The sequence below is a fragment of the Sporosarcina sp. A2 genome, from assembly GCF_050858885.1.
Classification (GTDB): domain Bacteria; phylum Bacillota; class Bacilli; order Bacillales_A; family Planococcaceae; genus Sporosarcina.
This window is the reverse complement of record NZ_CP193898.1, coordinates 2362766-2388156: the sequence shown is the minus strand read 5'-3', so window position 1 is coordinate 2388156 and position 25391 is coordinate 2362766. Positions and strand designations below refer to the sequence as shown.

The 25391-nt window shown below is 40.3% G+C and carries 30 protein-coding genes, 2 pseudogenes and 2 riboswitches; of the genes and pseudogenes, 24 read left to right on the top strand and 8 right to left on the bottom strand.

Annotated elements, in window-relative coordinates; genetic code table 11:
- Nucleotides 1-100 precede the first annotated feature (100 nt).
- Nucleotides 101-841: an SDR family NAD(P)-dependent oxidoreductase gene (locus ACRPI0_RS12205; protein WP_432352926.1), complete on the bottom strand. Its 741-nt coding sequence runs from the start codon at nucleotides 839-841 to the stop codon at nucleotides 101-103.
- A 164-nt stretch (nucleotides 842-1005) separates the two neighbouring features.
- Here ACRPI0_RS12205 and ACRPI0_RS12200 point away from each other — a divergent pair, with 164 nt between their 5' ends.
- Nucleotides 1006-1224 (top strand): small, acid-soluble spore protein tlp, encoded by a 219-nt coding sequence (locus ACRPI0_RS12200; protein WP_432352925.1) that lies wholly within the window; start codon nucleotides 1006-1008, stop codon nucleotides 1222-1224.
- 81 nt (nucleotides 1225-1305) lie between these two features.
- Here ACRPI0_RS12200 and ACRPI0_RS12195 read toward each other — a convergent pair whose 3' ends face one another.
- Entirely contained in the window at nucleotides 1306-1728 is a 423-nt protein-coding gene (locus tag ACRPI0_RS12195) for a MarR family winged helix-turn-helix transcriptional regulator (protein WP_432352924.1), read from the bottom strand.
- 171 nt (nucleotides 1729-1899) lie between these two features.
- Here ACRPI0_RS12195 and ACRPI0_RS12190 point away from each other — a divergent pair, with 171 nt between their 5' ends.
- The 3 genes from ACRPI0_RS12190 to ACRPI0_RS12180 all read left to right on the top strand — a co-directional run bounded on the left by ACRPI0_RS12190 (nucleotide 1900) and on the right by ACRPI0_RS12180 (nucleotide 4935).
- Nucleotides 1900-3078 carry an MFS transporter gene (locus ACRPI0_RS12190; RefSeq protein WP_432352923.1) on the top strand — a complete coding sequence of 393 codons (1179 nt, stop codon included), beginning with the start codon at nucleotides 1900-1902 and terminating at the stop codon, nucleotides 3076-3078.
- A 393-nt stretch (nucleotides 3079-3471) separates the two neighbouring features.
- Nucleotides 3472-4569 (top strand): flavin monoamine oxidase family protein, encoded by a 1098-nt coding sequence (locus ACRPI0_RS12185; protein WP_432352922.1) that lies wholly within the window; start codon nucleotides 3472-3474, stop codon nucleotides 4567-4569.
- Between the two features lie 39 nt (nucleotides 4570-4608).
- Nucleotides 4609-4935: a monothiol bacilliredoxin BrxC family protein gene (locus tag ACRPI0_RS12180; RefSeq protein ID WP_432352921.1), complete on the top strand. Its 327-nt coding sequence runs from the start codon at nucleotides 4609-4611 to the stop codon at nucleotides 4933-4935.
- 148 nt (nucleotides 4936-5083) lie between these two features.
- Here ACRPI0_RS12180 and ACRPI0_RS12175 read toward each other — a convergent pair whose 3' ends face one another.
- Nucleotides 5084-5347: a hypothetical protein gene (locus ACRPI0_RS12175; RefSeq protein WP_432352920.1), complete on the bottom strand. Its 264-nt coding sequence runs from the start codon at nucleotides 5345-5347 to the stop codon at nucleotides 5084-5086.
- A gap of 82 nt (nucleotides 5348-5429) precedes the next feature.
- On the bottom strand, nucleotides 5430-5978 hold the full coding sequence (locus ACRPI0_RS12170) for a hypothetical protein (protein WP_432352919.1): 549 nt from the start codon (nucleotides 5976-5978) through the stop codon (nucleotides 5430-5432).
- A 98-nt stretch (nucleotides 5979-6076) separates the two neighbouring features.
- On the opposite strand from ACRPI0_RS12170, the gene ACRPI0_RS12165 reads away from it, so the two are divergent.
- Both ACRPI0_RS12165 and nadX read left to right on the top strand, forming a co-directional pair.
- Nucleotides 6077-6661, top strand: coding sequence for a TetR/AcrR family transcriptional regulator (locus tag ACRPI0_RS12165; protein ID WP_432352918.1), 585 nt, complete (start codon nucleotides 6077-6079; stop codon nucleotides 6659-6661).
- 30 nt (nucleotides 6662-6691) lie between these two features.
- Nucleotides 6692-7474, top strand: a complete 783-nt coding sequence (nadX, locus tag ACRPI0_RS12160) for an aspartate dehydrogenase (RefSeq protein WP_432352917.1) — start codon at nucleotides 6692-6694, stop codon at nucleotides 7472-7474.
- Between the two features lie 51 nt (nucleotides 7475-7525).
- On the opposite strand, the gene ACRPI0_RS12155 is transcribed toward nadX, so the two are convergent.
- Nucleotides 7526-8722, bottom strand: a complete 1197-nt coding sequence (locus tag ACRPI0_RS12155; protein WP_432352916.1) for an MFS transporter — start codon at nucleotides 8720-8722, stop codon at nucleotides 7526-7528.
- A 53-nt stretch (nucleotides 8723-8775) separates the two neighbouring features.
- Nucleotides 8776-8875: riboswitch (purine riboswitch) on the bottom strand.
- A gap of 176 nt (nucleotides 8876-9051) precedes the next feature.
- Between ACRPI0_RS12155 and ACRPI0_RS12150 the strand changes: the two genes are divergently transcribed.
- The 5 genes from ACRPI0_RS12150 (at nucleotide 9052) to metE (ending at nucleotide 14764) form a co-directional block, all read left to right on the top strand.
- Nucleotides 9052-9597 carry a sigma-70 family RNA polymerase sigma factor gene (locus ACRPI0_RS12150; protein ID WP_432352915.1) on the top strand — a complete coding sequence of 182 codons (546 nt, stop codon included), beginning with the start codon at nucleotides 9052-9054 and terminating at the stop codon, nucleotides 9595-9597.
- Nucleotides 9590-10855: a DUF4179 domain-containing protein gene (locus ACRPI0_RS12145; RefSeq protein WP_432352914.1), complete on the top strand. Its 1266-nt coding sequence runs from the start codon at nucleotides 9590-9592 to the stop codon at nucleotides 10853-10855. Before ACRPI0_RS12150 ends, ACRPI0_RS12145 begins: the two co-directional genes overlap by 8 nt.
- 27 nt (nucleotides 10856-10882) lie before the next feature.
- Complete coding sequence (locus ACRPI0_RS12140) at nucleotides 10883-11476, top strand: class I SAM-dependent methyltransferase (protein ID WP_432352913.1); 594 nt, start codon at nucleotides 10883-10885, stop codon at nucleotides 11474-11476.
- Nucleotides 11477-11510: 34 nt separating this feature from the next.
- Entirely contained in the window at nucleotides 11511-12104 is a 594-nt protein-coding gene (locus ACRPI0_RS12135; protein WP_432352912.1) for a class I SAM-dependent methyltransferase, read from the top strand.
- Between the two features lie 83 nt (nucleotides 12105-12187).
- A riboswitch (cobalamin riboswitch) is annotated at nucleotides 12188-12330 on the top strand.
- 145 nt (nucleotides 12331-12475) lie between these two features.
- Entirely contained in the window at nucleotides 12476-14764 is a 2289-nt protein-coding gene (gene metE, locus ACRPI0_RS12130) for a 5-methyltetrahydropteroyltriglutamate--homocysteine S-methyltransferase (RefSeq protein WP_432355949.1), read from the top strand.
- Nucleotides 14765-14827: 63 nt separating this feature from the next.
- Here the strand turns inward: metE and ACRPI0_RS12125 are convergent, their stop codons facing one another.
- Nucleotides 14828-15643 (bottom strand): MerR family transcriptional regulator, encoded by an 816-nt coding sequence (locus tag ACRPI0_RS12125; protein ID WP_432352910.1) that lies wholly within the window; start codon nucleotides 15641-15643, stop codon nucleotides 14828-14830.
- Between the two features lie 90 nt (nucleotides 15644-15733).
- Between ACRPI0_RS12125 and ACRPI0_RS12120 the strand changes: the two genes are divergently transcribed.
- The 4 genes from ACRPI0_RS12120 to ACRPI0_RS12105 all read left to right on the top strand — a co-directional run bounded on the left by ACRPI0_RS12120 (nucleotide 15734) and on the right by ACRPI0_RS12105 (nucleotide 18758).
- Nucleotides 15734-16384, top strand: a complete 651-nt coding sequence (locus ACRPI0_RS12120; protein WP_432352908.1) for a GNAT family N-acetyltransferase — start codon at nucleotides 15734-15736, stop codon at nucleotides 16382-16384.
- 572 nt (nucleotides 16385-16956) lie between these two features.
- Nucleotides 16957-17466 (top strand): sigma-70 family RNA polymerase sigma factor, encoded by a 510-nt coding sequence (locus ACRPI0_RS12115; protein ID WP_432352907.1) that lies wholly within the window; start codon nucleotides 16957-16959, stop codon nucleotides 17464-17466.
- Nucleotides 17453-18109 carry a TIGR04104 family putative zinc finger protein gene (locus ACRPI0_RS12110; protein WP_432352906.1) on the top strand — a complete coding sequence of 219 codons (657 nt, stop codon included), beginning with the start codon at nucleotides 17453-17455 and terminating at the stop codon, nucleotides 18107-18109. The genes ACRPI0_RS12115 and ACRPI0_RS12110 overlap by 14 nt, the downstream gene beginning before the upstream one ends.
- A gap of 190 nt (nucleotides 18110-18299) precedes the next feature.
- Nucleotides 18300-18758 (top strand): DIP1984 family protein, encoded by a 459-nt coding sequence (locus ACRPI0_RS12105; protein ID WP_432352905.1) that lies wholly within the window; start codon nucleotides 18300-18302, stop codon nucleotides 18756-18758.
- A gap of 260 nt (nucleotides 18759-19018) precedes the next feature.
- Here ACRPI0_RS12105 and ACRPI0_RS12100 read toward each other — a convergent pair whose 3' ends face one another.
- Entirely contained in the window at nucleotides 19019-19645 is a 627-nt protein-coding gene (locus tag ACRPI0_RS12100; protein WP_432352904.1) for a YIP1 family protein, read from the bottom strand.
- Between the two features lie 160 nt (nucleotides 19646-19805).
- Between ACRPI0_RS12100 and ACRPI0_RS12095 the strand changes: the two genes are divergently transcribed.
- From ACRPI0_RS12095 to ACRPI0_RS12055, 9 genes and pseudogenes are all read left to right on the top strand, one after another.
- Nucleotides 19806-20261, top strand: a complete 456-nt coding sequence (locus ACRPI0_RS12095; RefSeq protein WP_432352903.1) for a DUF1801 domain-containing protein — start codon at nucleotides 19806-19808, stop codon at nucleotides 20259-20261.
- Between the two features lie 141 nt (nucleotides 20262-20402).
- Nucleotides 20403-20720, top strand: coding sequence for a sigma factor (locus ACRPI0_RS12090; RefSeq protein ID WP_432352902.1), 318 nt, complete (start codon nucleotides 20403-20405; stop codon nucleotides 20718-20720).
- 51 nt (nucleotides 20721-20771) lie between these two features.
- Nucleotides 20772-20825: pseudogene (locus ACRPI0_RS12085) on the top strand (hypothetical protein); the annotation flags it as partial.
- 87 nt (nucleotides 20826-20912) lie between these two features.
- A complete protein-coding gene (locus tag ACRPI0_RS12080; protein ID WP_432352901.1) occupies nucleotides 20913-21236 on the top strand; it encodes a hypothetical protein in 324 nt (107 codons plus the stop codon).
- 278 nt (nucleotides 21237-21514) lie between these two features.
- Entirely contained in the window at nucleotides 21515-21793 is a 279-nt protein-coding gene (locus ACRPI0_RS12075; RefSeq protein ID WP_432352900.1) for a hypothetical protein, read from the top strand.
- A 276-nt stretch (nucleotides 21794-22069) separates the two neighbouring features.
- On the top strand, nucleotides 22070-22546 hold the full coding sequence (locus ACRPI0_RS12070; RefSeq protein ID WP_432352899.1) for a hypothetical protein: 477 nt from the start codon (nucleotides 22070-22072) through the stop codon (nucleotides 22544-22546).
- 190 nt (nucleotides 22547-22736) lie between these two features.
- Nucleotides 22737-23339, top strand: coding sequence for a GNAT family N-acetyltransferase (locus ACRPI0_RS12065; protein WP_432352898.1), 603 nt, complete (start codon nucleotides 22737-22739; stop codon nucleotides 23337-23339).
- Nucleotides 23340-23434: 95 nt separating this feature from the next.
- Nucleotides 23435-23833 (top strand): annotated as a pseudogene (locus ACRPI0_RS12060) (VOC family protein).
- Nucleotides 23834-23954: 121 nt separating this feature from the next.
- Nucleotides 23955-24371 carry a VOC family protein gene (locus tag ACRPI0_RS12055; RefSeq protein WP_432352897.1) on the top strand — a complete coding sequence of 139 codons (417 nt, stop codon included), beginning with the start codon at nucleotides 23955-23957 and terminating at the stop codon, nucleotides 24369-24371.
- Between the two features lie 311 nt (nucleotides 24372-24682).
- Here the strand turns inward: ACRPI0_RS12055 and ACRPI0_RS12050 are convergent, their stop codons facing one another.
- Nucleotides 24683-25111 carry a HEAT repeat domain-containing protein gene (locus ACRPI0_RS12050; RefSeq protein WP_432352896.1) on the bottom strand — a complete coding sequence of 143 codons (429 nt, stop codon included), beginning with the start codon at nucleotides 25109-25111 and terminating at the stop codon, nucleotides 24683-24685.
- Between the last annotated feature and the right edge of the window lie 280 nt (nucleotides 25112-25391).

The following is a 25391-nucleotide window of genomic DNA, read 5'->3' as shown; positions in this document are numbered from 1 at the left end:
AAAGCGCATGCTCATGAGTTTTAAAGGCAAAAAAACGATCCACCCGACGCGATGTCGAGTGGATCGTTTTTGATTGTGCTCATTTAGATGGAAAAAAACATCAAGTGGACATGATTCCGCCGTCTGAGATAAATTCTGCTCCTGTAGAGTAACTAGAGTCATCAGATGCTAAGAAGACAACCATTTGAGATACTTCTTCAGGACGTCCAACGCGTTTCATTGGAATACGTTCTACATATGCAGCTACCACTTCTTTAATGTCAGCCGCTTCAATTCCTGGTGTTTGGATTGCTCCTGGGTGAAGTGAATTGACGCGTACATTGTATTCAGCATATTCTTGTGCAACCGCTTTTGTTAAACCAGTGACTGCAAATTTAGATGCATTGTAAATGGAGTTTCCAGCTGTTCCACGAAGACCTTCAAGTGAAGAGATGTTAATGATCGAGCCGCCACCTGCTTTTTTCATAGAAGGAAGAACTTTTTGCATGCCGTGGAATTGGCTAAATAGGTTCACTTCAAGAATCTTTTGCAAATCTTTTTCAGTAAAGTCGATGAATGGCTTCATGAAGTCAATTCCTGCATTATTCACAAGAACTTCAACTGGACCAAACTTTTCTTCTGTCTTCTGAATGGCCTGTTCCCAAGCTTCTGCTTTTGTTACATCGAGTTCAATGAATGTCACATTTTCGCCAAGTTCTTTCGCAAGTGCTTCGCCTTTATCGACTAAAATATCGGTAATGACCACTTTTGCGCCTTCTTCAACAAGTTTACGAACGTGTGACGCACCCATACCTTGTGCTCCGCCCGTAACGATTGTCACTTTGCCATGTAATCTGCTCATTGTTACTCCTCCTCGAAATTATGTACTGAATTTAAACTACTCTTTTAATGTTAAGACAATGACTGCCAACTGTAAAGAATTCTGTTTTTAGTGGTTTTTCAGTAAATAATTAGCGCATATCAGGGAAAGCTAATGGATGAAATCTCAAGATAGGAGGAACTTCATTGGCTAAAAACTATCCGAAGCCGAATGATCCCGCTGACAATAAGAAACGGCTCAACAAAGCAATCGGCAATATGGAAGCAGCAGATGAGGCGTTAAAGTACGCTGAAGGGAAGGAATTTGAAAAGATTCAAGCAAAAAACGAGCGTAGGAAAGATAGCATTCATGATTTGAAAGATGAAATCCATGAAGAAGACCAATCACGAATTAATGGGTATTAATAAATCAGAAAAGGCGTGTGCAGAAACCTGTCGCAAGGGTTGCCTGCGTACGCCTTTTTTATGACTCGTACCTTCTTCTTTTTAATGACCGGCTAAATTCCCCGCCATTTCAGCCAAAACTCTTCGCATAAGCAACAGCTCTTCAGGCAGAATCCCTTCTAATAGCGTTTTCTCATGTTCGCTCCAAATCTTTGTAATCGGCTCTTCAAGTTGTCTACCTTTCTCTGTGAGATAGACATTCGAAATCCGATGATCGACTTCGTCAGGTTTGCGAAACACAATGTTATCTTGTTCGAGTTTTCTTAACATGTTGCTCATTGTGGAGGCTTCAGAGCCTATTTTGTTTCTCAATTTAGCTTGCGGGATACCGTCTTGCTCCCATAAGTGAAATAACGCTAGCTCTTGTCCAATATGTAAGCCAAGATCACGGAGCTCATGTGCATAATTTTTCCGAGTTTGAATGGCGATGTTTTGTAATAGAATACGGATCTCACGTTCAATCATGATGATACCTCCACACAGATAGATATAGTTAGTGCGCTAATTATAACATGAATTAGAAAGATGCTAAAGATACTATTAAAATATTAGTTTGACTTTATAGCACAAATGATATTTACTTAGTGTGCTAACTAATTTAATGTAGCTTAACTAAACACTATGGAGGTTTGTTGAATGAATCGAATGTTAAAACCGACTATCATTTCAATTGCGATGGCAACTGTGATGGCTGGAGCAGCAATTTCACCAGCATTGGGATTGATTTCTGCGCACTTTAAGGATGCAGATCCGATGCTTATTAAGTTAGTCTTAACGGTGCCGTCATTAATGATTATTCCTTTTTCATTTCTGTCTAGTTATTTAACCAAGAAACTAGCGAAACGTACGATTGTATTAATAGGTCTGGCAATTTATGTTGCTGGAGGTGTGGGTGCACAATTTTCGAACACGATTGAAGTGCTTCTTGCATTCCGGTTAGTACTTGGCGCAGGCGTTGGTCTTGTGATGCCACTTTCCTTTACATTGATAAGTGATCACTTCCATGGAAAAGAACGAACAAAAATGATGGGGTACAATACAGCGTTCAGTAATTTGGGTGGAATCATAACGATGTTAGTTGCGGGTTATTTAGCCGCATTTAACTGGCGAGTACCCTTTAATGTGTATTGGCTGGGACTTGTGATTTTCATCTTGGTTCTCTTCTATCTACCAAAAAATGAACCGTTGAAACCGAGAGTTGGAGAGGAAAGAGCTAAAATGCCGTTGTCTGTCTATGGAATGGCGCTAGCTGCTGGTGGAATTATGCTCGCGTATTATGCCATTGCGACAAATATGGCCCTTTACTTGGAGCAGAGCCAATTAGGAAGCTCAAAAACTGCAGGGATTGTCATGTCATTCACGACCGTGGGTGGAATGATTACGAGTTTACTACTTATCCGGTTGCAAGTGTTTTTCAAAAAGTATTTGATGGTGGTTGCCCTACTGGCAATGGGCTCTGCCTTTGCTGTTCTAGCGATTAGTCACTCGATCCCAGTGATCTTAATGAGTGTGTGCGTTGTCGGTTTCGGCCAGGGAATCGTTTTCCCGTTAATTAATGTCAAAGTGTTGGGCAATATCGACCCAACACTTAGTGACAAGGTGATTTCCATTGTGTCGAGTATGATTTATATTGGTCAATTCCTATCACCAGTTGTTTTAGATTCAATTGGTAGAGCTGCTGGTTTTGAAACGATTCGTTTTCAATACAGCATACTTTCAGTCAGTCTAGTGGTTTCTGTTGCAATCATGCTGCTAGTAATTATATTGAAAAAGAAGCCAACCGAGAGTCCAGAGGTTGAGACGAGTTCGGTTTAATTTGGATATGGATATCTTATGTAGCCTGGAACTCAAACAACATGGAACGGCTTAACTAAACAATCAGTACTTAGATTGCGACAGAAGATGGGATATAATTTGTTGAAGGATGGGAATTTAAGCAGCCCTAGCAAAAAAAATGAGCGTAGAAAAGAAAGTATTCATGAGTTGAAAGATGGAATCCATGAAGAATACCAGTCACGTATATATGGTTATACCTAATAATACCGAAGAGTGTGTGAGCCTAGTTACAATGGGTTCGCACACTTTTTACTTTAAGCTACCTGGTTTGAACAGGTGCTTTGGAGTGACAAGAAGTAACGTTTGGTGCAAGATTATCTACAGATGAAAGTGAATACATATCAATTGAAAAAGAATTGAGGAAATGAAAAAATGAGTGATCCGATTATTATAGTAGGTGCTGGTGTAAGTGGGCTTCGGGCTGCTTCACTTCTACATGAACAAGGAATTGAATGTATTGTACTTGAAGCAAGAAACCGGATAGGTGGTAGAGTGCTGACTAAAGGTATCGTGGATCGACCTGAATTAGGTCATTTTGATTTAGGACCTACTTGGTTTTGGCCACAAGCTGAACCTGTTATTAAATCTCTTATTAACGAGCTTAATCTTGAGACATTCGAGCAGCATACAGATGGAGCAGTTCTCTTCGAACAGTCCACAAGCGGACCGGTCGAACGACATCAGTTACCTGAAGGTGCATTTCAGAAGTCTAATCGAATTATAGGTGGGATTGGTTCACTTGTTAACGCCTTGGCAAAAAAACTACCTGCTACGAGCATTCGTTTATCCACAAGAGTGACTGAAATTACTAAAGAAGAAAATGGGAAACTTATAGTCGTAGTGCAATGTGCGGATGGAAGCTTGGAGAGCCTGTATACAGAAACTGTAATTTTAGCAATGCCTCCTCGACTTATTGCTCAAGACATTTCTTTTACTCCCGATCTTTCCGGAACTCTACGGGCAAGTTTGGAAAGTCAGTCCACATGGATGGCGGGACACGCGAAAGCTCTCGCGATTTATGAAGAACCATTTTGGCGCAACGAAGGGTTATCCGGTCAAGCAATCAGCCGAGTAGGACCATTACAAGAAATCCACGATGCATCTCCGAAGTCTGGGGCTGGTGCTCTTTTCGGATTCCTTGGAATGTCTGCAGAGTTGCGCCATGAACTTGGAGAAAAACGAATTCTTGAACTCGTTGTGGACCAACTGGTAACAGTGTATGGTCCAAAAGCGGCGAAGCCTGTATCCTTACTTTATAAAGATTGGTCAAGTGATCTGGAAACAGCAGTTGCAGCCGATTGCATCCCACTAGGTAATTTTTCGGACTACAAACCAATGGAATCTGCCAATGATTGGTCCCAATCGATTTTGTTTGCAAGTACAGAAACTTCTTCTTACCAAGGAGGTCATTTAGAAGGTGCATTGCGTTCAGCAGAACGAGTGGTCACTGAAATTGTGAATAAGCGGTAATTGACGTTTGAATTGAACAAAGAGTGAGGGGGAAGTATTTTGAATCGATTGAAATCTATAGAAGAATGGCAAACACTGCTCGAACGTTCTGAAGAACAGCCATTTTTGCTGTTCAAATTGAGTGTGACAAGCTTAAGTAGTGTGACAGCCAAAAAAGAAATGGAGTCATTGGTGACTGATTTACCACGCTATGTCGTGATTTCCCAATTCGATAAGAAAGTATCAAATGCAGTGGAATCCGATACAGGGGTAAAGCACGAAACGCCGCAGCTATTCATTATAAAAAACAAAAAAGCGATTTGGCAGGCAACCCGTTATCAAATCAAGCAATCGGTCGTCCTTGAAGCTATTGAAAAGTATGTATGAAAGGGACGAAAGTTTTCTAGATGGGTGAGTGAAGGTATTCCAATTATGCAATACAGACTATGTTGAGTGAATGTCGAAAAAGAACTTGTTGCCCTGTGAAAACGGGTAACAAGTTCTTTTTTTTTATGAGCATATCCAAGAATACCTATTACTTGTTATCAAACTCGTTATAGAACTTAGTGTCCCTTTTCTTTTCGATATACGTCCAAATCACATAGATGACAATCGTGAAGCCAAGGATTAGGAAAAAGGAATTGAAGACAAACTCAAAATCCATCTCGCTTATCGTTCTTTTGCCAACGCCCGCTTGATGGAGAATTTCGTAGCTTGAGTTTTCATAATCCATTAATAGAAATGATAGGATGAGACCTATGACTCCACCGCCTACTAGCGAAAGCGCTAACTTTTTCAAAGTGGAAACACCTCCTATAGCAAGCATATCATATTTTCTGATTATTACGCCGGGAACATAGCATGAATCACTACTTGGGTGCTCAGTTCCTTCGTTTCTGCTCAGGACGTGGCCAGATGAAATAACTTGCTGAAATCAGAATATCAATTAGTAGAATGAGTGCCCAGAACTTCAAGGTTTTATCGAACTCAATCGTGCGTTCAGGTGCGTCGATATACCATTGCACAAATACAATCATCGGTGCTCCAATTGCAAAAGCAAGGACATGACGAAGCGTGCCTTTCATAGAGTGGATGGCGTGTGGGAAACCCGTTCTTCGGACCGGTTTCGGCCCTGACTTAGTGACGTAATATTGGAATCTCTCGTCTGCCCATTGAATCATACTTTTGCCGAATGCGAGTGAAATTCCGATGTAAAGAGGAGCGATGGAGTGAGCAACGGTAGAGGTAGAACCTCGATACAGGTCGAAGGCTGTAACGATGAGCAAAATAAGATCTATTAAAGGAATGGTAGCTAGTATGAAAAGCCCAAGTTTTTTTCGGTTGAATATATAACGCACGACCAGACCAAGTCCAATGACCATCCAAAAGCTAATCTCGCATGCAATGATGATTACTGCAATTAGATTCAAAACTACGCCTCCTTAATAGTACGACTGTATTAAAAAGAATTATACATAGAAATTCTTTTTAATACAACCGTTTTAAAAGCCTGTGATAAACTAAGAATATGCCAAAAATAGTTGATCATGATGAGCGGAAAAATGCAATCGCAGAAGCAATGTGGCACGTCATTTTGGATAAAGGGATGGAAGGAGCGACAGTACGAAATATTGCGGAACAAGCAGGCCTCTCACTTGGAGCGCTTCGATATTACTTCAACACCCAAGATGATTTGTTAGTCTATGCGATGGATTTAGTTCAAGAACGTGCAGCGGACCGGATTGGACAGGTAATGCAACAATCGTTGTCGCCACGGGAATTAGTTGTAGCAGTGATTTTAGAAATCGTCCCTATAAACACAACTACGAGAATTGAAATGGAAGTTTGGTTTGCATTTATTGCATATGTAAAACATCGTAGCGATACAATCGACGTACCAGAGGATCGGATATTCGAAATGACAGAAAATCTGCTGTCCTTTTTACTAGATAATGAATTATTGAAGCAAGACTGCGAACTAGAATTGGAAATCGAGCGGTTATATGGTCTTATTGATGGTCTTGCGATCCATGCGATATTGAATCCGGAACGTTTGGATGCAGTTCGGGTGAGGAAGACAATTGAATACCACATTGACTCAATTTGTCGATAGTATGTTATGGCCTATTCGAGGAGGGATACGATGAAAATTGGAATTATCGGAACAGGTAACATTGCCACGTTTTTACTGGATCAAGTGCAAAAGAACAACGACTATGATGGAGAAATCAGTGCAGTGTTCGGGCGAAACCAGGAAATCGGATTGCAATTGAGTGAACGTTTCGGAGTGGACTTCTATTCAGATTTTCAAAAGTTTTTGGAGACTCCCATGGATATCGTCGTTGAAGCTGCTACTGCAGAAGTTGCTAGAATGTATGCGAAAGATATTGTGAAAAGTAATAAAGATTTAGTTGTTAGCAGTATTGGTGTTTTTAGCGATATTGAATTCCTAGATGAACTGAGCGTACTCACTGAAGCGAATGACGTACATATCTATCTACCGTCAGGCGCAATTGGAGGCTTGGATCTATTGCAATCCGCGAATGCATTGAATGGATTAAACAAGGTTGGGATCACTACGCGGAAGTCGCCTGGGTCGCTCGGCATGGATAAAGTTTATGAGGAAGAAATACTATTTGAAGGGTCTGCGCGTGAAGCTGTTAAGCGTTTTCCGAAAAACGTAAATGTTGCGCTCATTCTGGCGTTAGCAGGAATTGGTGTTGAGAAGACCACTGTGCGTGTAGTTGTCGACCCCAACGTTACACAGAATACCCATACAATTGAAGCAGAAGGCGATTTCGGTAAGATGCATCTTCAAGTTGAAAATACTCCGATGGTGCATAATCCGAAGACCAGTTTACTTGCTGCGTTAAGTATTTTAGCAACACTACAAAACAAAGACCGGTCCGTGAAAATCGGAAATTGAATAAAATGAAAATGCCCCATTTGCATAGTTGCAAGTGAGGCATTTCCTATTTTAGAGTGTTCTTTCAGAAACTTGTGGATGACTGCTCTTTTGGATTTTCTTTTTCTGAGTGGCCATTGATAGTGAAATTGCAGCACAGACAAAAGCGATAATGACGATGAAGCCACCCACAGCTGGCATACTTGTAACGCTACCTGTATGACTAAACGCAACTCCACCAACACCGGATCCTAATGCAATTCCGACTTGAAGAGCGGAATTGTTAAAACTCTGGTGAATATCCGATGAAGCGGGATCTGTTTGTATGATGTAATCTTGTTGTGCAGGTGCAAGTGCCCAACTTAGTGCTCCCCAAATCATCATGACGATGATGAAAACTGGTATAGAAAATGTCGAGAAGGGTAGCACGAACAAGCTAAGCGAAAACGTACCTAATATGATCAAAATACTCTTCTTTGAGCCGATGCGTGTTGCGAGTCCACCACCAAAAGCGCCACCCGCAACAGCAGCAATTCCGAACAAGAAGTAAAAGACACTAATCCATGAAGAACCAAGGTTCATCGTCGTTTCAAGGAACGGCGTGAAATACGCGTATACCGTATAATGACCTGCGAGCATGAACATCGTTGCTAGATGGGCAAAAACGATTTTCTTGTTCGCTAGTGACTTAAGCTGTTCGGAAAGTGGTTGCACGTCACCCGTTGGAATTTTATTGAAAAATTTACTGATCAATATAATCGTACCGATTGTAAGAACAGCGATCCCGAGGAACACGGTTCTCCAGCCGAATGCGTTGGTGATCACGATACCTAGCGGAACACCGAGTACTAGGGAAGAACTGATTCCCATGTAGATGTAGCCGAGCGCTTTTGCACGTTGGCTCGGTTTTGCTATCCGTGCAGTAATCGTGAGGGAAAGGACAATGACCAATGCAGCACTTGCTGCCGTCAAAATTCTTGCGGTCATCATTAGTGCGAATGTTGAACTAAAATAAGTGAATACGTTTCCTAAGAAAAATACCGAGAGTGTGATCAAGTATAGCTTTTTCCGTTCTATTTTAGCTGTTAGTGACAGCAATACAGGTCCTGCAATTGCATAGACCAAAGCGAAAACTGTAATGAGCTGTCCAGCAGTTGCAATCGATACTTGTAAGTCTTCAGCGATTACGGGCAAAATACCACCCACAACTAACTCAACCAAACCAACTGTAATTGCTGAAATGGCTAATAAAAATACACGAATGTCCAAAAAGTCTCCTCCTACCATGGGGAATTCCCCATTTTTGAAAATATAAAAAGTCCCGACTACAAAAATTCTTTTGTAGTCAGGACTTAACGGATCCTGGTAGAGACCCTCGAACCATATTATCGAGGTTATACAGATTGATTTTAGTATGAAGTTTTTCCTTCTCATCAATTTATCACGAAAAATTGATGATGGCAAGAGTAAGACGTCTGACAACTGAAAATAAAATGAAGAACTCTTTTTAATGGAGTGTCTAGTGTATGAGAGTCAAACATAAATAAAAAATGAACTTTTTGTCCATATGAGAACTCTTATAAGAGAGAGGTGAGGTAATGAGGATTGTTAGGTTGGTCAAGAAGGCGAAAAAGGGGAATAAAGATGCACTGCTGCAGTTAATCAATGAGCAGCAAGACGAGTACTATCGGCTGGCTCTAACGTATATGGGCAATCCTCATGACGCGATGGATGCGATGGAAGATATGATTGTGAGCTTGTATCAATCGATTCCTCAACTAAAAAAAGAAGAGTTGTTTTACAGTTGGAGCAAAACGATACTTGTGAATCGATGTAAAAAACTGTTGCAGAAGCAGCAAACAATCATACTGATGGAGACCGATGATGAGAGTTTTAATGAAACGATAAAACCTTTCGATGGACCGAGTTCATTTAAACAGACTGAACAACATTTAGACCTAACAGAAATGTTAGCACAGCTTAATCCTAAACAACGAGAAGCTATCGAACTGCAATACTTTCATGATTTGGAGCTCCAAACAATAGCTACTATGACGCATGTGCCAATCGGAACCGTGAAGTCACGGATTTCTCAAGGATTGAAAAAAATGCGCGAACAACATGGAGGTGATTGGCATGAGTGAAATCGACAAGCAATTTGAAACAGAAAAGCGACGGTTAGAAGAAGTGAAAGCTCCTGAAGAATTACAACAACGTTTACGTTTCGCGTTAGAACAAACACCACCTCGCAGAAAACACAAAGCTCCAAAATGGATAGCTGTTGCGGTGGCTCTAGTAGTCCTCTCTTTTGTCAGTTATAACTACAGTGCATTCGCATACTACGGAAAGAAATTACTCGGGTATGATGAATTAATGTCGGATACGCTCGCTCAATTGAATGAAGAGGATAGTGGGCAGGCAATCGACAAAAAGGTCACACTTTCTGATGGAACGGAGCTATACTTGGACGTGTTGCTGACAGATGAAAACCAATCCATTCTCTATTACACCGCGAAAAATTCAAAAGGGAATTTGGAGGATATACAACTTTCGGAAATTCAAGGGTTGTGGACAAAGGCGTTTGCAACTTACGGTACGCATTCAATGAATGACGAAGGAACAGAAATGAAGGGGATCCAAGGGTTTGAAGCGGTGAATCCGTTTGCGAAAGAACTTACGATAGATTATATGTACAATGAAGGAACAGAGCAAGGTGACATTACGTTTGCTTATAATCCTAAACAAGCGATGCAAACTGAATTGAAGCAGTCGATCCGAAAGAAAGTACATGTAGACCAAGGGACCATCCGATTTGACTCCATCACAGCAACACCGAGTCGTACCACGATTAAAGGAAAAGTAAATGTAGATAACTATGATCGTATTTCTTTAGGCGAAAGTGGTGTTCAATTGCTTGCGAATGGTAAACCCGTTGAATTGAAGGGGGGATCTGGAAAATCAGCTCTCTTTGGTCAGTATATTGAAATTTACTATGACCGTCTGCCGAAGGAAATCGAAACGTTAGAGATCGTTGTGGATAAATTTGTGGGCTATCAGAAACTGAATGAACGCATTGAACTTACTAGCGATAACGAGCAGTCTGTTGAAGTCCATGGAAAAGAGCTACTCATTCGTAAGGTCGAAAAAACAACCGATGGAATACAAGTAACCATTGCGACTGAGCAAAATCTTCTTTTAGACGGCGTAGCCATTCAGGCAAAAGGAACATCCACGCCACTATATACAATATTAGGGTCTGAACATCTAGAGAGAGAAGACGATATGCCTTACAATGAACGAGTGTTGCTCTTTAAAACGGATAAACTGCCAGAAACACTTTCAATTGAAGGAATGCATTATGCGAAGAGTTACGGAGATCGTATTCAATTAATAGGGAAATAGTAAAAACGTTGAGAGGAGACTCGATATATGGGAAACTGGTTTCCAAAGCTCTACGACGTTGCGATGAAACCACTAGAAGCGACGAGATTTAAAAAAGTAAGAACAGCGCTCGTTGAAAAGGCAGCAGGCAGGGTGTTAGAAATAGGCTCAGGTACGGGTATTAACTTTCCATATTACAGAAATGCGACTCAGGTGGATGCAATCGAGCCTAATCCATTAATGAGTAAACGAGCTGAGAACCGGCTGATACAAGCGAGAGTTCCAGTTCACATTCATGAAGTGGGAGCAGAATCACTGCCGTTTGCAGATGATACATTTGATACTGTCGTTTCCACACTTGTGTTTTGTACGATTCCTGATCCTATGAAAGCACTTGATGAAATTCAACGTGTGAGTAAATCAGGAGCTACTCTATTATTTTTTGAACATGTCCGGATGGAACCAACGTTGCTCAGTAAGACGCAAGATGTCTTAAATCCGTTGTGGGAAAAGATTTGCGATGGATGCCAGTTGAATCGAGATACGCTGGAGATGATCACAACATCAGGGATTGACGTCATAAAGGTAGAGTCTTATTACGCGAAGTTGTTTTTGTATATTGAAGGAAGAAACAAGAAATAGGTAGTTGAATGAAACCGTAAAGGGGAGTATGAAGATGAATAAATGGCATGAGCGATTTGATCAGACTGATTATGTATTTGGGAAAGAGGCAAATGTCTTCGTTCAAGAAACAGCAGCGCGATTTACGATTGGACCGAATGTTCTCGCGGTTGCTGAGGGGGAAGGACGAAATGCAGTCTTTTTAGCGGAGCAAGGATGCGACGTAACGATTTGGGATTTTGCTCAATCTGGATTGGATAAAGCACAATCGTTAGCGGAAGAAAAGGGTGTTCAACTAACGACCACAATACAAGATCTTCAAGAAGCTGAATGGCCGAAAGATGCATACGATACGGTCGTTTGCGTGTTTGGACATTTCAATCCGGAGTTGCGGAAGCGGACGCTTGAAGGCATTCGTCAAGCGGTGAAACCAGGCGGCCTATTTGTGACAGAAGTCTATGCAAGAGAGCAGATTGACTACGGAACAGGTGGACCGAAAGACCTTTCTTATATGTATGATAGGGAAGATTTCGATGGGTTCTCCGATTGGGAGCACTTACACTTCGAGAAGAACGAAGTCGTACGAGAAGAAGGCGCAGGACATAGCGGTTTGTCTCGGGTAATTCAATTTATAGGGAGAAAAAAATAAGTATATTCCTTCTCTAGTATACTGAATACCTGGATTGACAGAATAATTTAACTATGGTAGGTTTGGTCAATCGACAATCAAATAGTAAAGCAATAGAACTAGGTGATCTAGTAGAAAGATAGTGACTAGATCTTAAAAGTGAAGCCGGTGAATATCCCGGCGCGGTCCCGCCACTGTGACAGCTTTTTTGCTGAAGCCAGACAACTGCCTAGTTTCTTATGACGCAATACCCTACGGTCGATAGGGAGTGTTAGAATGCGCAAGCGCAACTTATAACGTTGCGTCCACATTTCTGACCCTCGTTGGAAGTGTTTTTTTATACAAAAAAACACGACTTATCATATGTGAAGAGGAGAGGAAGTCATTTGTCAATCATCAGCAGTACGATCGGGTATCCATACATTGGAGAAAATCGCGAGTGGAAACGAGCATTAGAAGCTTTTTTGGGTGGTAAAGTTGAGGAATCGGAATTCCTTGCTACAGTGGAAAAGATCCGATTAGAGCGTCTTCAAAAGCAAAAAGATGCCGGGATTGACCTAATTCCAATTGGAGAGTTCACATTGTATGATAGGATGCTTGATACCGCTGTCATGTTTGGTATGATCCCAGAGCGTTATGAGTGGGATGGCGAGGACGTTCAGCTCTCCACATACTTCTCGATGGCGAGAGGGAATGACAATGCAGTGGCATCAGAAATGACAAAATGGTTTAACGCAAACTACCATTATATCGTTCCTGAGTATGGGACTCGTAAGCTGGAATTGACAGAGAACAAGCCTTTGACTGCGTATTTAGAAGCGAAGGAAAAGCTAGACATTGACGGGAAGCCCGTAATGATCGGACCTTATACTTTCTTGAAGCTTTCAAAAGGGTACGAGGAAATAGATATTCCAGCATTTTTACTTCAGTTAATTCCACTATATGGACAGGTTTTGCGAGAGTTAGCTGAGGCGGGTGCGAAGTGGGTGCAGATAGAGGAACCAATTTTATCCACATCAATTACTAAAGATGAAATGCAAGCAGTAACAGAGATTTATAAACAGTTGAACGCGGAAGTACCAAAACTGAACATCCTTGTACAAACATACTTTGACGCTGTAGAACATTATAAAGACGTTATTGCGTTACCGGTTGCAGGAATCGGCTTAGATTTTGTGGCAGGAAAAGAGAACAATCTAGCACAATTGAAAACGCATGGTTTCCCAGAAGGTAAGGTTCTCGCTGCAGGAGTAATCGATGGTCGCAACATTTGGCGTGCTGATTTGCAGACGAAAACGGACCTTGTGAGTGAAATTCTTACATGTGTTTCAGAAGATCGATTATGGATTCAGCCTTCAAGTAGTCTACTTCACGTACCGGTCTCGTTGAAATCAGAAGCGAAGCTAGACTCGACAATTAAAGCAGCATTAGCGTTTGCGGATGAAAAGCTTGCAGAAGTGAAGACGCTTGTAACAGGCGTTCGTGAAGGCAAACAAACTATTGAAAAGACAATCGCTGAAAGTGTAGCTGCCCGTAAACAGCTTGCATCATTGCCTGCTCGTAATCACCCTGAATTACGTCAAGCTGTGGACAACATTGGTGAGGCTGATGGTAAACGAAAGTCAGCAGCGCCTGAACGTCGTGTGAAGCAGCAAGAAACGTTAGGATTACCGTTGTTACCCACAACAACAATCGGAAGTTTTCCACAAACGCCAGAAGTTCGTAGCACGCGCAACAAATGGCGGAAAGGTGAGTTGACAGACGACCAGTACGAAAAGTTTGTTCATAATGAAATCGCTAAGTGGATTACTTTCCAAGAGGAAATCGGTTTGGATGTATTTGTCCACGGTGAATTCGAGCGGACGGATATGGTGGAATATTTCGGTGAAAAGTTAGGCGGCTTTGTGTTTACTGAAAAAGCATGGGTCGTTTCCTATGGATCGCGGTGTGTTAAGCCGCCAGTTATTTACGGCGACGTTACATTCCTGAACCCAATAACAGTTGATGCGTCAGTCTATGCAGCATCACTGACGAATAAGCCGATGAAAGGCATGCTGACAGGTCCGGTTACTATATTGAATTGGTCATTTGTTCGGGATGATATCTCTCGTAAGGATGTCACCTATCAGATCGCTCTTGCACTGCGTGAAGAAGTCGAAGCGTTAGAAGCAGCTGGTATACCAATCATTCAAGTCGATGAACCTGCACTTCGTGAAGGGTTACCGCTGAAGAAATCTGCATGGAACGACTACTTGGATTGGGCGATTACTGCGTTCAGAGTGGCCACGGGGTCTGTGGAAGATACAACGCAAATCCATACGCACATGTGCTACTGCGAATTCAACAATTTCATCGATTCCATTAGTGGATTGGATGCAGATGTGATTTCAATTGAAACATCACGTTCGCACGGAGATCTTGTTTCCGCGTTCGATGAGTTTGCATACGACAAAGGAATTGGTCTTGGCGTTTACGACATCCATAGCCCACGGGTACCAGAAGTACAAGAAATGGTCGATGTCATCGAGCAGGGACTTAGCGTACTAGAGCCATCACAGTTCTGGATTAATCCAGACTGTGGATTAAAAACTAGAAAACAAGAAGAAACCGTTGCCGCGCTCAAAAACATGGTCGCAGCAACAAACAAAATGCGTGAGAGTTTAGAAGTCTTGCAGAAATAATAGTAACTTCTTTAAGAAAGGCGTGAATGATTCCATTCACGCTTTTTATTTGTGGATAAGTTATTATTTACATTGAACAAGAATGTGCGTAATGTACTCGTCTATTGAATTGATAACCATTTCATTAATACCGACCTCATAAGAAAACCCAGTGAGCGTCACGCCCTGTTCTTTAGCGAAGTTTAGGATGTTTTCATACGTCTCAGGTAGACGGTCCCAATTCCCTTTGCAAAAAGCTTGGATATAGCGTCCCGAGGGTTTAACGAAAGCATGGAGCTCCTTTGGTTTCTTATCAACCTTTGTGAAAAAACATTCGTATTCGTCAAAATTATGAGCAATGAGTTTTTCCGAAGAAATCATCGTTCCATAGGTTTTATTGAAGAAACGCGAGTCCCGCATCGTTTTTGAATCTGCCATGAGGATGTCCAGGTACTCTTCGTCTTCGACTCCTGATAGCGAAGGGCCGAGAATTAAGAGCTCTTCTTTGCAATCGATGAGTTCGAGCTGATTCACTTCTGAATGCTCGGCTAAGCTGAGCATTCTTTCTTTACTTGTTAATAACTTTTTCAGCTGTCGCAAGCGATCGATGTTCGCATCGATCTCAGCTGTTTTACTCCTAAGGATTTCATGAAAGGACTCAGCTGATCGGTTAGCCATAAATGATGACACTTCGTCGATCGACATATTGAGTTCTCGTAATGTTAGTAACATCTCCAATGTTGGGCTTTGTGAATAACTATAATACCGGTATCCATTTTCTCCAACTTGTACTGGAGAGAATAACTTGATGTCGTCATAGTAGTGCAATGTCCTTTTGTTAATATTGTGTAAGTTCGCAAATTGACCCGCTGTAAATAGAATTTGATCTTGCTTTTTCATTTTAGTGCCTCCTAGTTGACCTTACAGTTACTGTACAGTTTAACATGAGTAACAGTAAGAGGAACAACAACATTTTTGGAGGATGTCAAAATGAAACAAGCAAGTATTCAATTTAGAGAAATTAAGAGAGAAGATTATCCAGCACTTGAAAAGATCATCAGTGATACATGGGAGTATGAACGTTACTGTTCACCACAAGTGGCAAAACAGATGGCTACGTTCTATCTAGCAAGTTGTCTTGCGAACCAAACATTCACATGCGTTGCTGAAAACAATGGGATCGCAGTGGGAGTTATTATGGGGAAAGTTGAAAAGAACTTCCAAACTCCGATGAGGTACGCGACACAAGGCCTTCTTGCAACCGGGAATTTAAAAAGAACAAAAGAAGGACGTCATATGGCGAAGCTCTTTGAAGGGTTTGACCGGCTCAATCATCGATTGCTTGATCAGAGCAGATTGAAGTTTGAGGGGGAACTTGCCTTTTTTATTGTAGGCAGTGACCAACGTGGTAATGGAATTGGTGGAGAACTTTATAAGAGATTCCTGCAATATACACAAGCGGTTGGAATCGAAGACTATTATTTGTTTACCGATAGTGGCTGTAATGTCGGATTTTACGAGCATCAAGGACTCGAACGAATGGGTGAGGAAACGCATAATCTGAAACCATATGTTGATGAAGTCATGAGCTTTTACTTATATGGACAACACACGTCCGCCAACGTAAAAAAACTAGCATAAGTACGTACCAGATCCTGGCGATAGGGATCTGGTTTTTTTGTTGATGAAACACATTCCGGAAATATTTCATAGATACGAAATATGTCAGAATTGATCGGAATTAGGTAGCTATAAGTCTAGTTTGTTCGTATACTAAAACCAGAACCTGCCACATGACACTATGTTTATTATAAGAGTCGGTAGAAATTAGTGAAAGGAGTAGAACGATATGAAAAAGAAGGAGTTACTTTTCATTCCTTTGGTTACACTAGTGACACTGATGTCTTTAGGGGCGTGTGCAGATGAGAACAGCGAATATATCATCTATGGAAACCATGAAACATGAATGAAACTTCTAGAGATTACTTAATATATTGTTTAGACGATCGAGGCATCAAATTTAAACTGGATGGAAAAAATAATATTCTAATTCAGGAGCGAGACAATGAAATAGCACTTGCTTCTTGTTCATAATCCTGTAACCTGTAGTATCCTGAAAAGGACGCTACAGGTTTTTTAAAATTATATAGATTTAAATTGAATCGGATATGAAGTGACGTCCGTCTATAGTGAAAAGGCAGGTGAGTTCGGAAGTGAATATCGAAAGAGTGATGGATAACTATGGCGATTATTTGCTTCGAGTCGCTTATATATACGTCAAAAATCAAAGTACCGCTGAAGATATTGTGCAAGATGTATTCATTCGTTACTATCAACGATCCGAGCAATTCAGGCAAGATAGTTCGTTAAAGACGTATCTTGTAAAGATGACCGTGAACCGAAGTCATGATTACTTAAGAAGCTGGACACACAAACGTATGCTAGTAAAAGAAAAGATAAAAGGGATTAATACGCGAAAAACACCGGAATGGCACGTTATTGAACAAGAAACTTCAGAAACTGTGTTAACCGCCCTACTCTCTATGAAACTTATCTATCGTGAAGTATTGGTTTTGTACTATTACGAAGAATCTTCGACGATAGACATTGCAGATATCTTAAATTGTCCTGAAGCAACGATACGGACTCGACTACAACGTGCCCGGTCCCAATTGAAAGTACGATTAGAAGAACAGGAGGGATTTTCTCATGGATTCGATTAAAGACCAGTTGAATACGGAGTTGCAAAAAATCACCTTCAGCATCGAACGAAAACAAGAGATCATTCACAATGTTAAAAGCAGTCGGGAACATAAAACGCGGGGACGCATTTGGAAATATCGAATAGTGCTCACGTCATTTATTTTGTTGTCAGTGGCTTTCATGTTTATCAATAGTAAGGCAGGAAATTCTTCTAGTGCTACACAAGCAGACGGTGGTGGCACTCTAAATTTCTTGGGTATACTCACGTATGACTCAGTGAAAACGCTCTTGCTGGCAATTTTGTTCTTCATTATATATGGATTACTTAAACAAAGCATTCGAAAACAGGGAAGTGCGTTGCCTTTCTGTGCAAATTGTGGATCGCCGTGGGCCCGTAAGTTAGCCTTCAAAAAGGCATTTAGAAATGAAAAAACCAAATGTCCGAATTGTGGTGAGGAAAATTATCAAACAAGGAATTCTAGGAAGAAAACGAGCTTATTTCAACTTTTCATTCCACTAATAATTATTGCTGCAAATCTATTTGAACATAGCATTTATGGAGCACTTGTCTACCTTACATTTCTAGCTATATTGTGTATTCGTTTGATCCCCTACTATGTAGAATTGCAATTAGACGATCCGATGAAAGAACCGTGGTGGTGAAAACGAACAATAAAACCGAATTCATTCACTCTAGATGATTTCGGTTTTTTTTGGTTAACTACTTTCCTTCATCTTCTTTTGTTTCTATTATTTATTCATAATGAATTTAATGGCCATTTCAAAAAAAGAGGAGAATTCAAAAGAATGCAGAATAACAACCTAACGAGTATGGCTTGAGGAGGAACAGACAATGAAATTAGCGGAAGCTTTGATAGCACGGGCAGATTATCAGAAACGCATTGAACAGTTAAAAAGGCGAATTCATATGAACCTCAAAATTCAAGAAGGGGACGCACCAGCAGAAGACCCGAATGAGATGCTTTCCGAGCTTGCTGAGATTCGTCAAAGAGTGACGGTGCTAATCAAACAAATTAACCGGACCAATTGTGAGGTTCAATTTGACGAACAACGGTCACTTGCTGATGCGTTGACAGATCGCGATCAGTTAATGGACCAAAGAACGCTTCTGTCTAAGGTGGCTGAAGGAGCGGCACAACAAGCAGATCGGTACAGCCAGTCAGAAATTCGTATCGTTAGCACGGTGAATGTGAAGGAGATCCAAAAACAAGTTGACCAGTTATCAAAAGCGTACCGGGAAATGGATACGAAAATTCAAGGAATGAACTGGAATATTGATTTAGTGGAATAACGCATAACAGTCGGTAGCTTGGTGTTGTAAAGGTGAGTGCAAACCCGCCAACAGGGAACGTTGGATTAAAAAAAGTAGCGGGGCCTACTTTGCGGCTAATGACCGCAGACAATTAATGCCCAGTACTGTGACACCTGTACAAATCGATTGTCATTGTAACGACCATGCACTGATTTACAGCTCTTAGCGAGGGTGGGTTCGGGGACTGCATACATAAGTAAAAGCATCTGTTTTGCAAGCAACAGATGCTCTTTTTCTAATTAATAGGAAGTGAACGCAAAAATGATGAAAAACAAGATGATCCAACCAACTAAAGTCAGTGCAAAAACAAAGCCCATTAGAATGGCAATTGTTCCGAATCCCTTCCATGCAGAAAAGCCATGTACAATTCCGATTGCTTTTGATAGGATTACCGTTCCATAAACGGACAATCCCATTAATCCAAATGAAAGAATGGAAGATACAGCGAATAGGACAATAAATAATGTAGCGGTAGCATCTGATTCAGAGGATCTGAGTATGATCAAGGCAATCATCATCAACCATGAAAATGGCAAAAGGTAGATTGCGGTGAGTGAGCCAAGCGGAACCACTGTGAGCATTTGTTTGTAAGAACCTGTGCCTCCTAGCCACTTGCCAATCCATGTATAGAGGGCACTATTCACAAACCAACCAATAGTTGAAAGGATAAACAAACCGATAAATGCGATGAGTAATATACCAATCAGCGGAATCTCTTCTATGAAAAGAAGTTGAGTGATGGTAAGTGGGGCAATCGCAAGCGCAGCCAAGATAACAAGTATAAAGCTGAAAGATAGTTTCTTTTGTTTGAGTACATAGTGGATCGTCTCTGTAGGACGACTCCAAATGGATAAAAACGGATTCAATGGAAAACCCCTCTCTGTAAAACTTTACTCTCTACTGTACTACAGAGGGGGGCGGAAAGATTCACATTTTAGTGATTTTAACTAAATTGTAAGACTGAAAATCTTAATCAAGATAGGGTAATTCAACTATAAATTCTAAGAAAAAGAGATGAGGATTATTATGAGAATTGAAGCGGAAACCATTGAAGAATACGTTCACCAACTTCCGGAAGACAGACAGCAAGCAATCGAAAAGCTACGTCAAACGATTAAAGACAACTTGCCGAATGGATTTGAAGAAACGCTTTCCTATGGCATGATCGGATATGTAATCCCACATAGTATTTATCCGGATGGGTACCACTGCAAACCGGAAGAACCACTGCCATTTCTTAGCATCGGTTCTCAGAAAAATTTCATAGGTATTTACCACATGGGAATCTATGCATTTCCTGAAGTACATGATTGGTTCGTCGCAGAATATCCGAAGCACGTTAAGACGAAATTGGACATGGGGAAAAGCTGTATTCGATTAAAAAAGATGGAAACCATTCCTTATGAGTTAATTGCTGAGTTATGTAGAAAAATCACAGTGGAAGATTATATTGCTCATTATGAAGCCGAGTGGAAGAGATAATGGTAAATGCGCTGAACTTACATGAGGTTCAGTGCTTTTTTATGTGCGTTTAAAGAGTTTTGAAAAGTTAACTTTCACCATGAACTATTTCCGTTCAGTAGAGTCTAATGAATAACAATAGCAAGAACGAGTTGGAGAGGCATGGATGAGTTGGAACTAAGTCGTAAAGCAATTGCGGGTGACGAAGCAGCATTTTTAGCGTTTATGAGACAACATAAAGAGGATTTGTTGAGAACAGCACTCGCATTTTTGAAAAACGAACACGATGCATTAGAAGCACTTCATGAAGTGACCGTGCGAGCCTACAACAAAATCCATACTGTGAAAGAACCTGCATATGCGAAGACATGGCTTATTCGAATCATGATGAATTACTGCCAAGATCAGTTGAAACGGCAAAAACGATTTCATCATAAGGAATCTGAAATTGACAAACTGGGAAAAGAAGACGTCTCGTAGCTTGAACTAAAAGAAGCCCTTGCTGCACTACCGGAAAAAGAACAGCAGCTAATCTACCTCAAATACTTTCAAAATGTGAAGATTAAAGACATTGCAAAACTCGAGAATATCCTGGATGGTACGGTAAAGTCCAGACTGCACAAAACCCTGAGGTCACTGCGAGCTTATTATACGATTAAATCACCTAAAAAGATGAAAACTGTTAGAATAAACATCCTTGAGATTAAAAATTCAGGCTCGATGCCTGACGCAGGAATCTCCTATGGTGGGATGCAGGTAAATGACGTCTCTTCCTATCAAGAGAAATTGGAGCTCACGTTTTCAGAACGTACTGTGTTTAGTAATCTAAATTTCACAGTCGATGCAGACACGACGATTGATGGGGAAAAAGCAAAATTTTTGATTCCATTCAAAGTGCCTAAGCAAACGAAACCCAGCAAACCATATATGCTGAATCAGACAGTAGAACTAGATGAACAGCATTTTACTGTTGATGAAGTAGTGATCTCCCATTGAGAGTAGCTGTGCAAATCACATTCGATCTAAACAACTCGAAAAAAATCTTATCATTTGAAGATATACGTCTAGTCGATGAAAAAGGAGAAGTGTGGAGTTGAATTTCCAATGGGGTAACTGCTTTTGGTAGTAATCTGGGGGAGACGACGCATACCTTCTTTTTACAGAGCAACTACTTCTCAACTCCAAAAAAGCTCTATCTACAAATCAACAAAGCACAAGCAGTCAAGAAAGAACAGGCTTTTCTAGAAGTAAATACCGCTACAAATGAGTTGCTTTTGTATCCTGATGGTCCCCAATTAAAGCAAGTGTCATCGAATCGAACGGGAATCGAACTAGTGTTATCCGTGAAGGATTTCCGACATGCCCCATTTTCGACTGCAAGTGATGCTGAAGGAAAAGAACTTGTTACTTCATCATGGGGGATGGGAGGAGTTGAAGAAGGGTCGCAATTGAGCCTATCGTTTGATACGACTTCCTATTCGAATCCGATTCGTATTGAGTTGACTGCGTATCCAACATATATTGAAGGCCATGTGAAAGTAGAAGTGAAATAAAGTAGATACCGAGAGTACTATTAGAAACTTTATAGCTAATTAACACCATTAATTATCCAAGGTACCCCGTTCAGTTGAGTGGTACAAAAGTTAAAGTAACAAGTAAATTAACATTAAATTAGAACATCAATCAGCATCGCATTTAGCGGTGCTTTTTCATTTTCAATAGTTCCTCCTGGGGATTTCCGGTATAATGGTGTTGGATTATGAATCTTCTGAATTTAAACAAACGGGCCATTAAGGGGAATAAACATAAAAAAATGGAGGGGCATGAATATGTTCAAAAGAAGATTAATTTTAATTTGCGTAGTAATTTTATCATTAGTAATTGCAGGCTGTAATGACGAAGAGCCAATAAAAGAAGAAGTTATTCAACATAATTGGAATGAAAGTCCTCTATTTGAATCAGGCAATTACACAATGATTGGGGAAGAGGGGCGTTTGGGTTTTATTTACGATGATAGTGAAGGTATCAGATTTTATCCAAACAAAGTACAAAAGTATATGTGGCACTTTTGGGGAAATGAAGATGAGTTAATTGGTGATTTTAAGGTTTTAGGAACTCACGAAAACAGTGATAAGGAAATAATAATTGTACCAAAAGGAGGAAATTCTTTTCCTAGCCCTAATAATGGTGCAGATCAGCACTTGCCAACAAATATGGAACTCCCTAAAAGTGGAATGTGGAAGTTAGATGCTTATATCGAAGATGAAATATTTGGAAGTGTCTATGTAAAAGTTCATAAGAAATAAATCGCTCCCTTAACTGTCGAGCTGTTTTTTCAGCAAATGGGTGCGATAAATGAAGAAGATTTATGCTTCAATCGGGCCAAATCATTGAGAATGACTTGTGAATAAATGTACTAAAGATACAGGGTAGTTAGTATTAGTACACACTAATTAAAGTGGGTAAATGTTAAATAGAATTAATGGGGGGAATGAAATGGTACATCTAGCTGATAAACCACTAATAAAAGGGGAGAAAGTTATTCTCAGGCCTTTTATGGATGGAGATTTTCCTTTTATTGAGGAATACTTAAAGGATCCCGAAGTGTTAAAACTAACAGGAAGCAGTTCGGATTTTGATAGGGAATCAATTTTACAATGGTACAACACAAGAAATGGACAAAGTGATCGCTTGGATCTTGCTATTGTTGACAAATCACAGGACTTCTTAGTCGGAGAGGTAGTAGTCAATTTATACGATGAAGAAAATCATAGTATGAATTTTAGGATACTAATTGGACCTAGGGGAAGGAATCAAGGATTAGGAACGGAAGCAACCCGACTTATAATTGATTATATATTTACAAACACTACACTGAATCAACTAACTTTGAGTGTTTTTGACTTCAATCCAAGAGCAAAGTATGTTTATGAAAAGGTTGGCTTTATTACAAATAGCATTGATGAAAACGATCTAGAATTTGAAGGAAAATGGATTGACTCTATTAATATGAATTTAATAAGAGAGAACTGGCTAAATAAAGAAAAAATGCTTATGAAACTAAAAAGCGATAGTTTAACTAGCAAATGGTGTATCTAATAATCATTAACCTGATTTTTCGTAAACGGGGGCAATGCACGAACAAAATCTGTGCTTCAAAAAGGCGATTTTTAGTAAAGAAAGGAATGTTGAATATGAAAAACGTAACACCGTTTTTAATGTTTCAGGGAGGCATTGCAGAAGAAGCTATGAACTTCTACACATCACTCATCGAGGATTCAGAAATTAAAAGTATTACACGATACTGAGTTGATGGCCCCGGTGAAGAAGGTACAGTTATACGGGCTGTATTTTCTTTAAAGGGGCAGGAATTCATGTGTATCGACAGCCACGTTGACCATGAGTTTACATTTACCCCGTCTTTTTCTATCTACCTTACATGTGATACCGAAGGAGAAATTGATGACATTTATGATAAATTGATACAAAATGGCACAGCACTCATGCCTATAAATAACTATGGGTTCAGCAAAAAGTTCGGATGGTTGAATGAACAGTTCGGTATATCCTGGCAGTTGAATTTACCAGAGTGACAAGGTTGCTTATGTAGTGTGGGATATTTCGCAATAGGGGCAGTTGTGGAAGAAGCACTGTGACTGAATCGAGCTATATCAGTGGTTATGTATTATAAGAAAAACTAGGAGGTTGTTTGGTATGTCAGGAGAATTGTGGTTAAACCTACCAGTGCGGGATCCAGAACGTGCTAAGGTATTTTATACCCAACTCGGTTTTCGTTTGAATGAACAATATGCAAGTCAAGACGGCTCATTCAGCTTGATAGTTGGCGATAATCAGGTTGTTTTGATGTTCTTTCCGGAATCCACGTTCAAAGGTTTTGATGGTAATGCGGTTTCAGATTCGTGTCTAGGCACGGAAGTGTTATTCTCTTTGGGGGCGAACTCGAGGGATGAAGTTGATGAGTTTGCATTGAAGGCTGAACTTGCTGGGGGTACTGTATTCAACAAGCCAGGCGAAAAGGATGGCTGGATGTATGGCTGCGGTTTTGCTGATCCCGACGGACATCGATGGAATGCGTTGTATATGGATATAAGCAAAATGCCACAAGGCTAAATACGAGTTTAGTTATTTGTTTATAAAAGTAATTGGTTCGATTATCCAATAGACGGAATCGAACCAATTACTTCTATGAAAAGACATACTGGAATATCGAGGGCGATTATGGAACACAATCGTTCAACAATAGGGCCAGTTAGTTTAATAAGGTGTTTGTTTTATCGTTAAACAATAAAGATAGATGATCAAAGAAAAGAAGTAATACAATTTAATATTGGTTTCGATGAACCGCACCGTAAGATAAGAAAAAGCCATTCCCTCCACAAGCGGAGAGAATGACTTTCCTTCAAAAATCGTAAAACTACTGATTACAGTTTTGCCCAACGTTCCTCTAACCAGTTCATAAATTGTACACCTTTGTCGCCTTCATACGCATCAAAGACATCTAAACGCATACGTTTTAGTTTATCCGCAAAGTCTGCCACTGTATGGTCCTTCGGCAAGCTCTTTTTCACCCGCAGGAAAATTTTGTCTGTGCCTTTGATAATATCAAAACGTGCAGGTGATGGCTTCTCTACGGCCTCGCCAAACGCCACAAGTGCTTCATAGGCTGCTAATTGCACCTTGTTGACAGTATCATGCTGCATACGATTTTTTAATAAATCTATGACTTTGTCATGTTGATAAGCCGATAACATTTCGACTGCGTCTAAACGCTCTCGCCAGCTAGACGTATAATTGGCCTGTTTTTTTAATGCTTCATACTGCTCAGGTAATGCTGTTTCAAACTGTTTCAAGTAATTGCACCTCTTTTTTTATCTAGAGGAAAAATAAATTCTTCTTCTGCTTCTCTTATTATACGTTGTCTGGGTGAAAATAGCGATGAATCGCTGGTAAGGATATATATAGAAAATGGAAACTAACTACATTAAGGTGAACCGTATCATAAGTATGTACTATTCTTTATTAGATTTGCTTTTCTTATTAAACTAACGGGTGCGATTCTATAACAAGGAATTGCGCTTGATCTACATAAGGGGCATTTGATTGGAGTGAAGACATATGAAAATACTTAGG

Bases quoted from the DNA above. Each gene is read 5' to 3' on its own strand.
- ACRPI0_RS12205 (WP_432352926.1), bottom strand. From the start codon at position 841: ATGAGCAGATTACATGGCAAAGTGACAATCGTTACGGGCGGAGCACAA.
- ACRPI0_RS12195 (WP_432352924.1), bottom strand. From the start codon at position 1,728: ATGATTGAACGTGAGATCCGTATTCTATTACAAAACATCGCCATTCAA.
- ACRPI0_RS12190 (WP_432352923.1), top strand. From the start codon at position 1,900: ATGAATCGAATGTTAAAACCGACTATCATTTCAATTGCGATGGCAACT.
- ACRPI0_RS12185 (WP_432352922.1), top strand. From the start codon at position 3,472: ATGAGTGATCCGATTATTATAGTAGGTGCTGGTGTAAGTGGGCTTCGG.
- ACRPI0_RS12165 (WP_432352918.1), top strand. From the start codon at position 6,077: ATGCCAAAAATAGTTGATCATGATGAGCGGAAAAATGCAATCGCAGAA.
- nadX (WP_432352917.1), top strand. From the start codon at position 6,692: ATGAAAATTGGAATTATCGGAACAGGTAACATTGCCACGTTTTTACTG.
- ACRPI0_RS12150 (WP_432352915.1), top strand. From the start codon at position 9,052: ATGAGGATTGTTAGGTTGGTCAAGAAGGCGAAAAAGGGGAATAAAGAT.
- ACRPI0_RS12145 (WP_432352914.1), top strand. From the start codon at position 9,590: ATGAGTGAAATCGACAAGCAATTTGAAACAGAAAAGCGACGGTTAGAA.
- ACRPI0_RS12140 (WP_432352913.1), top strand. From the start codon at position 10,883: ATGGGAAACTGGTTTCCAAAGCTCTACGACGTTGCGATGAAACCACTA.
- ACRPI0_RS12135 (WP_432352912.1), top strand. From the start codon at position 11,511: ATGAATAAATGGCATGAGCGATTTGATCAGACTGATTATGTATTTGGG.
- ACRPI0_RS12125 (WP_432352910.1), bottom strand. From the start codon at position 15,643: ATGAAAAAGCAAGATCAAATTCTATTTACAGCGGGTCAATTTGCGAAC.
- ACRPI0_RS12120 (WP_432352908.1), top strand. From the start codon at position 15,734: ATGAAACAAGCAAGTATTCAATTTAGAGAAATTAAGAGAGAAGATTAT.
- ACRPI0_RS12110 (WP_432352906.1), top strand. From the start codon at position 17,453: ATGGATTCGATTAAAGACCAGTTGAATACGGAGTTGCAAAAAATCACC.
- ACRPI0_RS12105 (WP_432352905.1), top strand. From the start codon at position 18,300: ATGAAATTAGCGGAAGCTTTGATAGCACGGGCAGATTATCAGAAACGC.
- ACRPI0_RS12095 (WP_432352903.1), top strand. From the start codon at position 19,806: ATGAGAATTGAAGCGGAAACCATTGAAGAATACGTTCACCAACTTCCG.
- ACRPI0_RS12090 (WP_432352902.1), top strand. From the start codon at position 20,403: ATGGATGAGTTGGAACTAAGTCGTAAAGCAATTGCGGGTGACGAAGCA.
- ACRPI0_RS12080 (WP_432352901.1), top strand. From the start codon at position 20,913: ATGAAAACTGTTAGAATAAACATCCTTGAGATTAAAAATTCAGGCTCG.
- ACRPI0_RS12070 (WP_432352899.1), top strand. From the start codon at position 22,070: ATGTTCAAAAGAAGATTAATTTTAATTTGCGTAGTAATTTTATCATTA.
- ACRPI0_RS12065 (WP_432352898.1), top strand. From the start codon at position 22,737: ATGGTACATCTAGCTGATAAACCACTAATAAAAGGGGAGAAAGTTATT.
- ACRPI0_RS12055 (WP_432352897.1), top strand. From the start codon at position 23,955: ATGTCAGGAGAATTGTGGTTAAACCTACCAGTGCGGGATCCAGAACGT.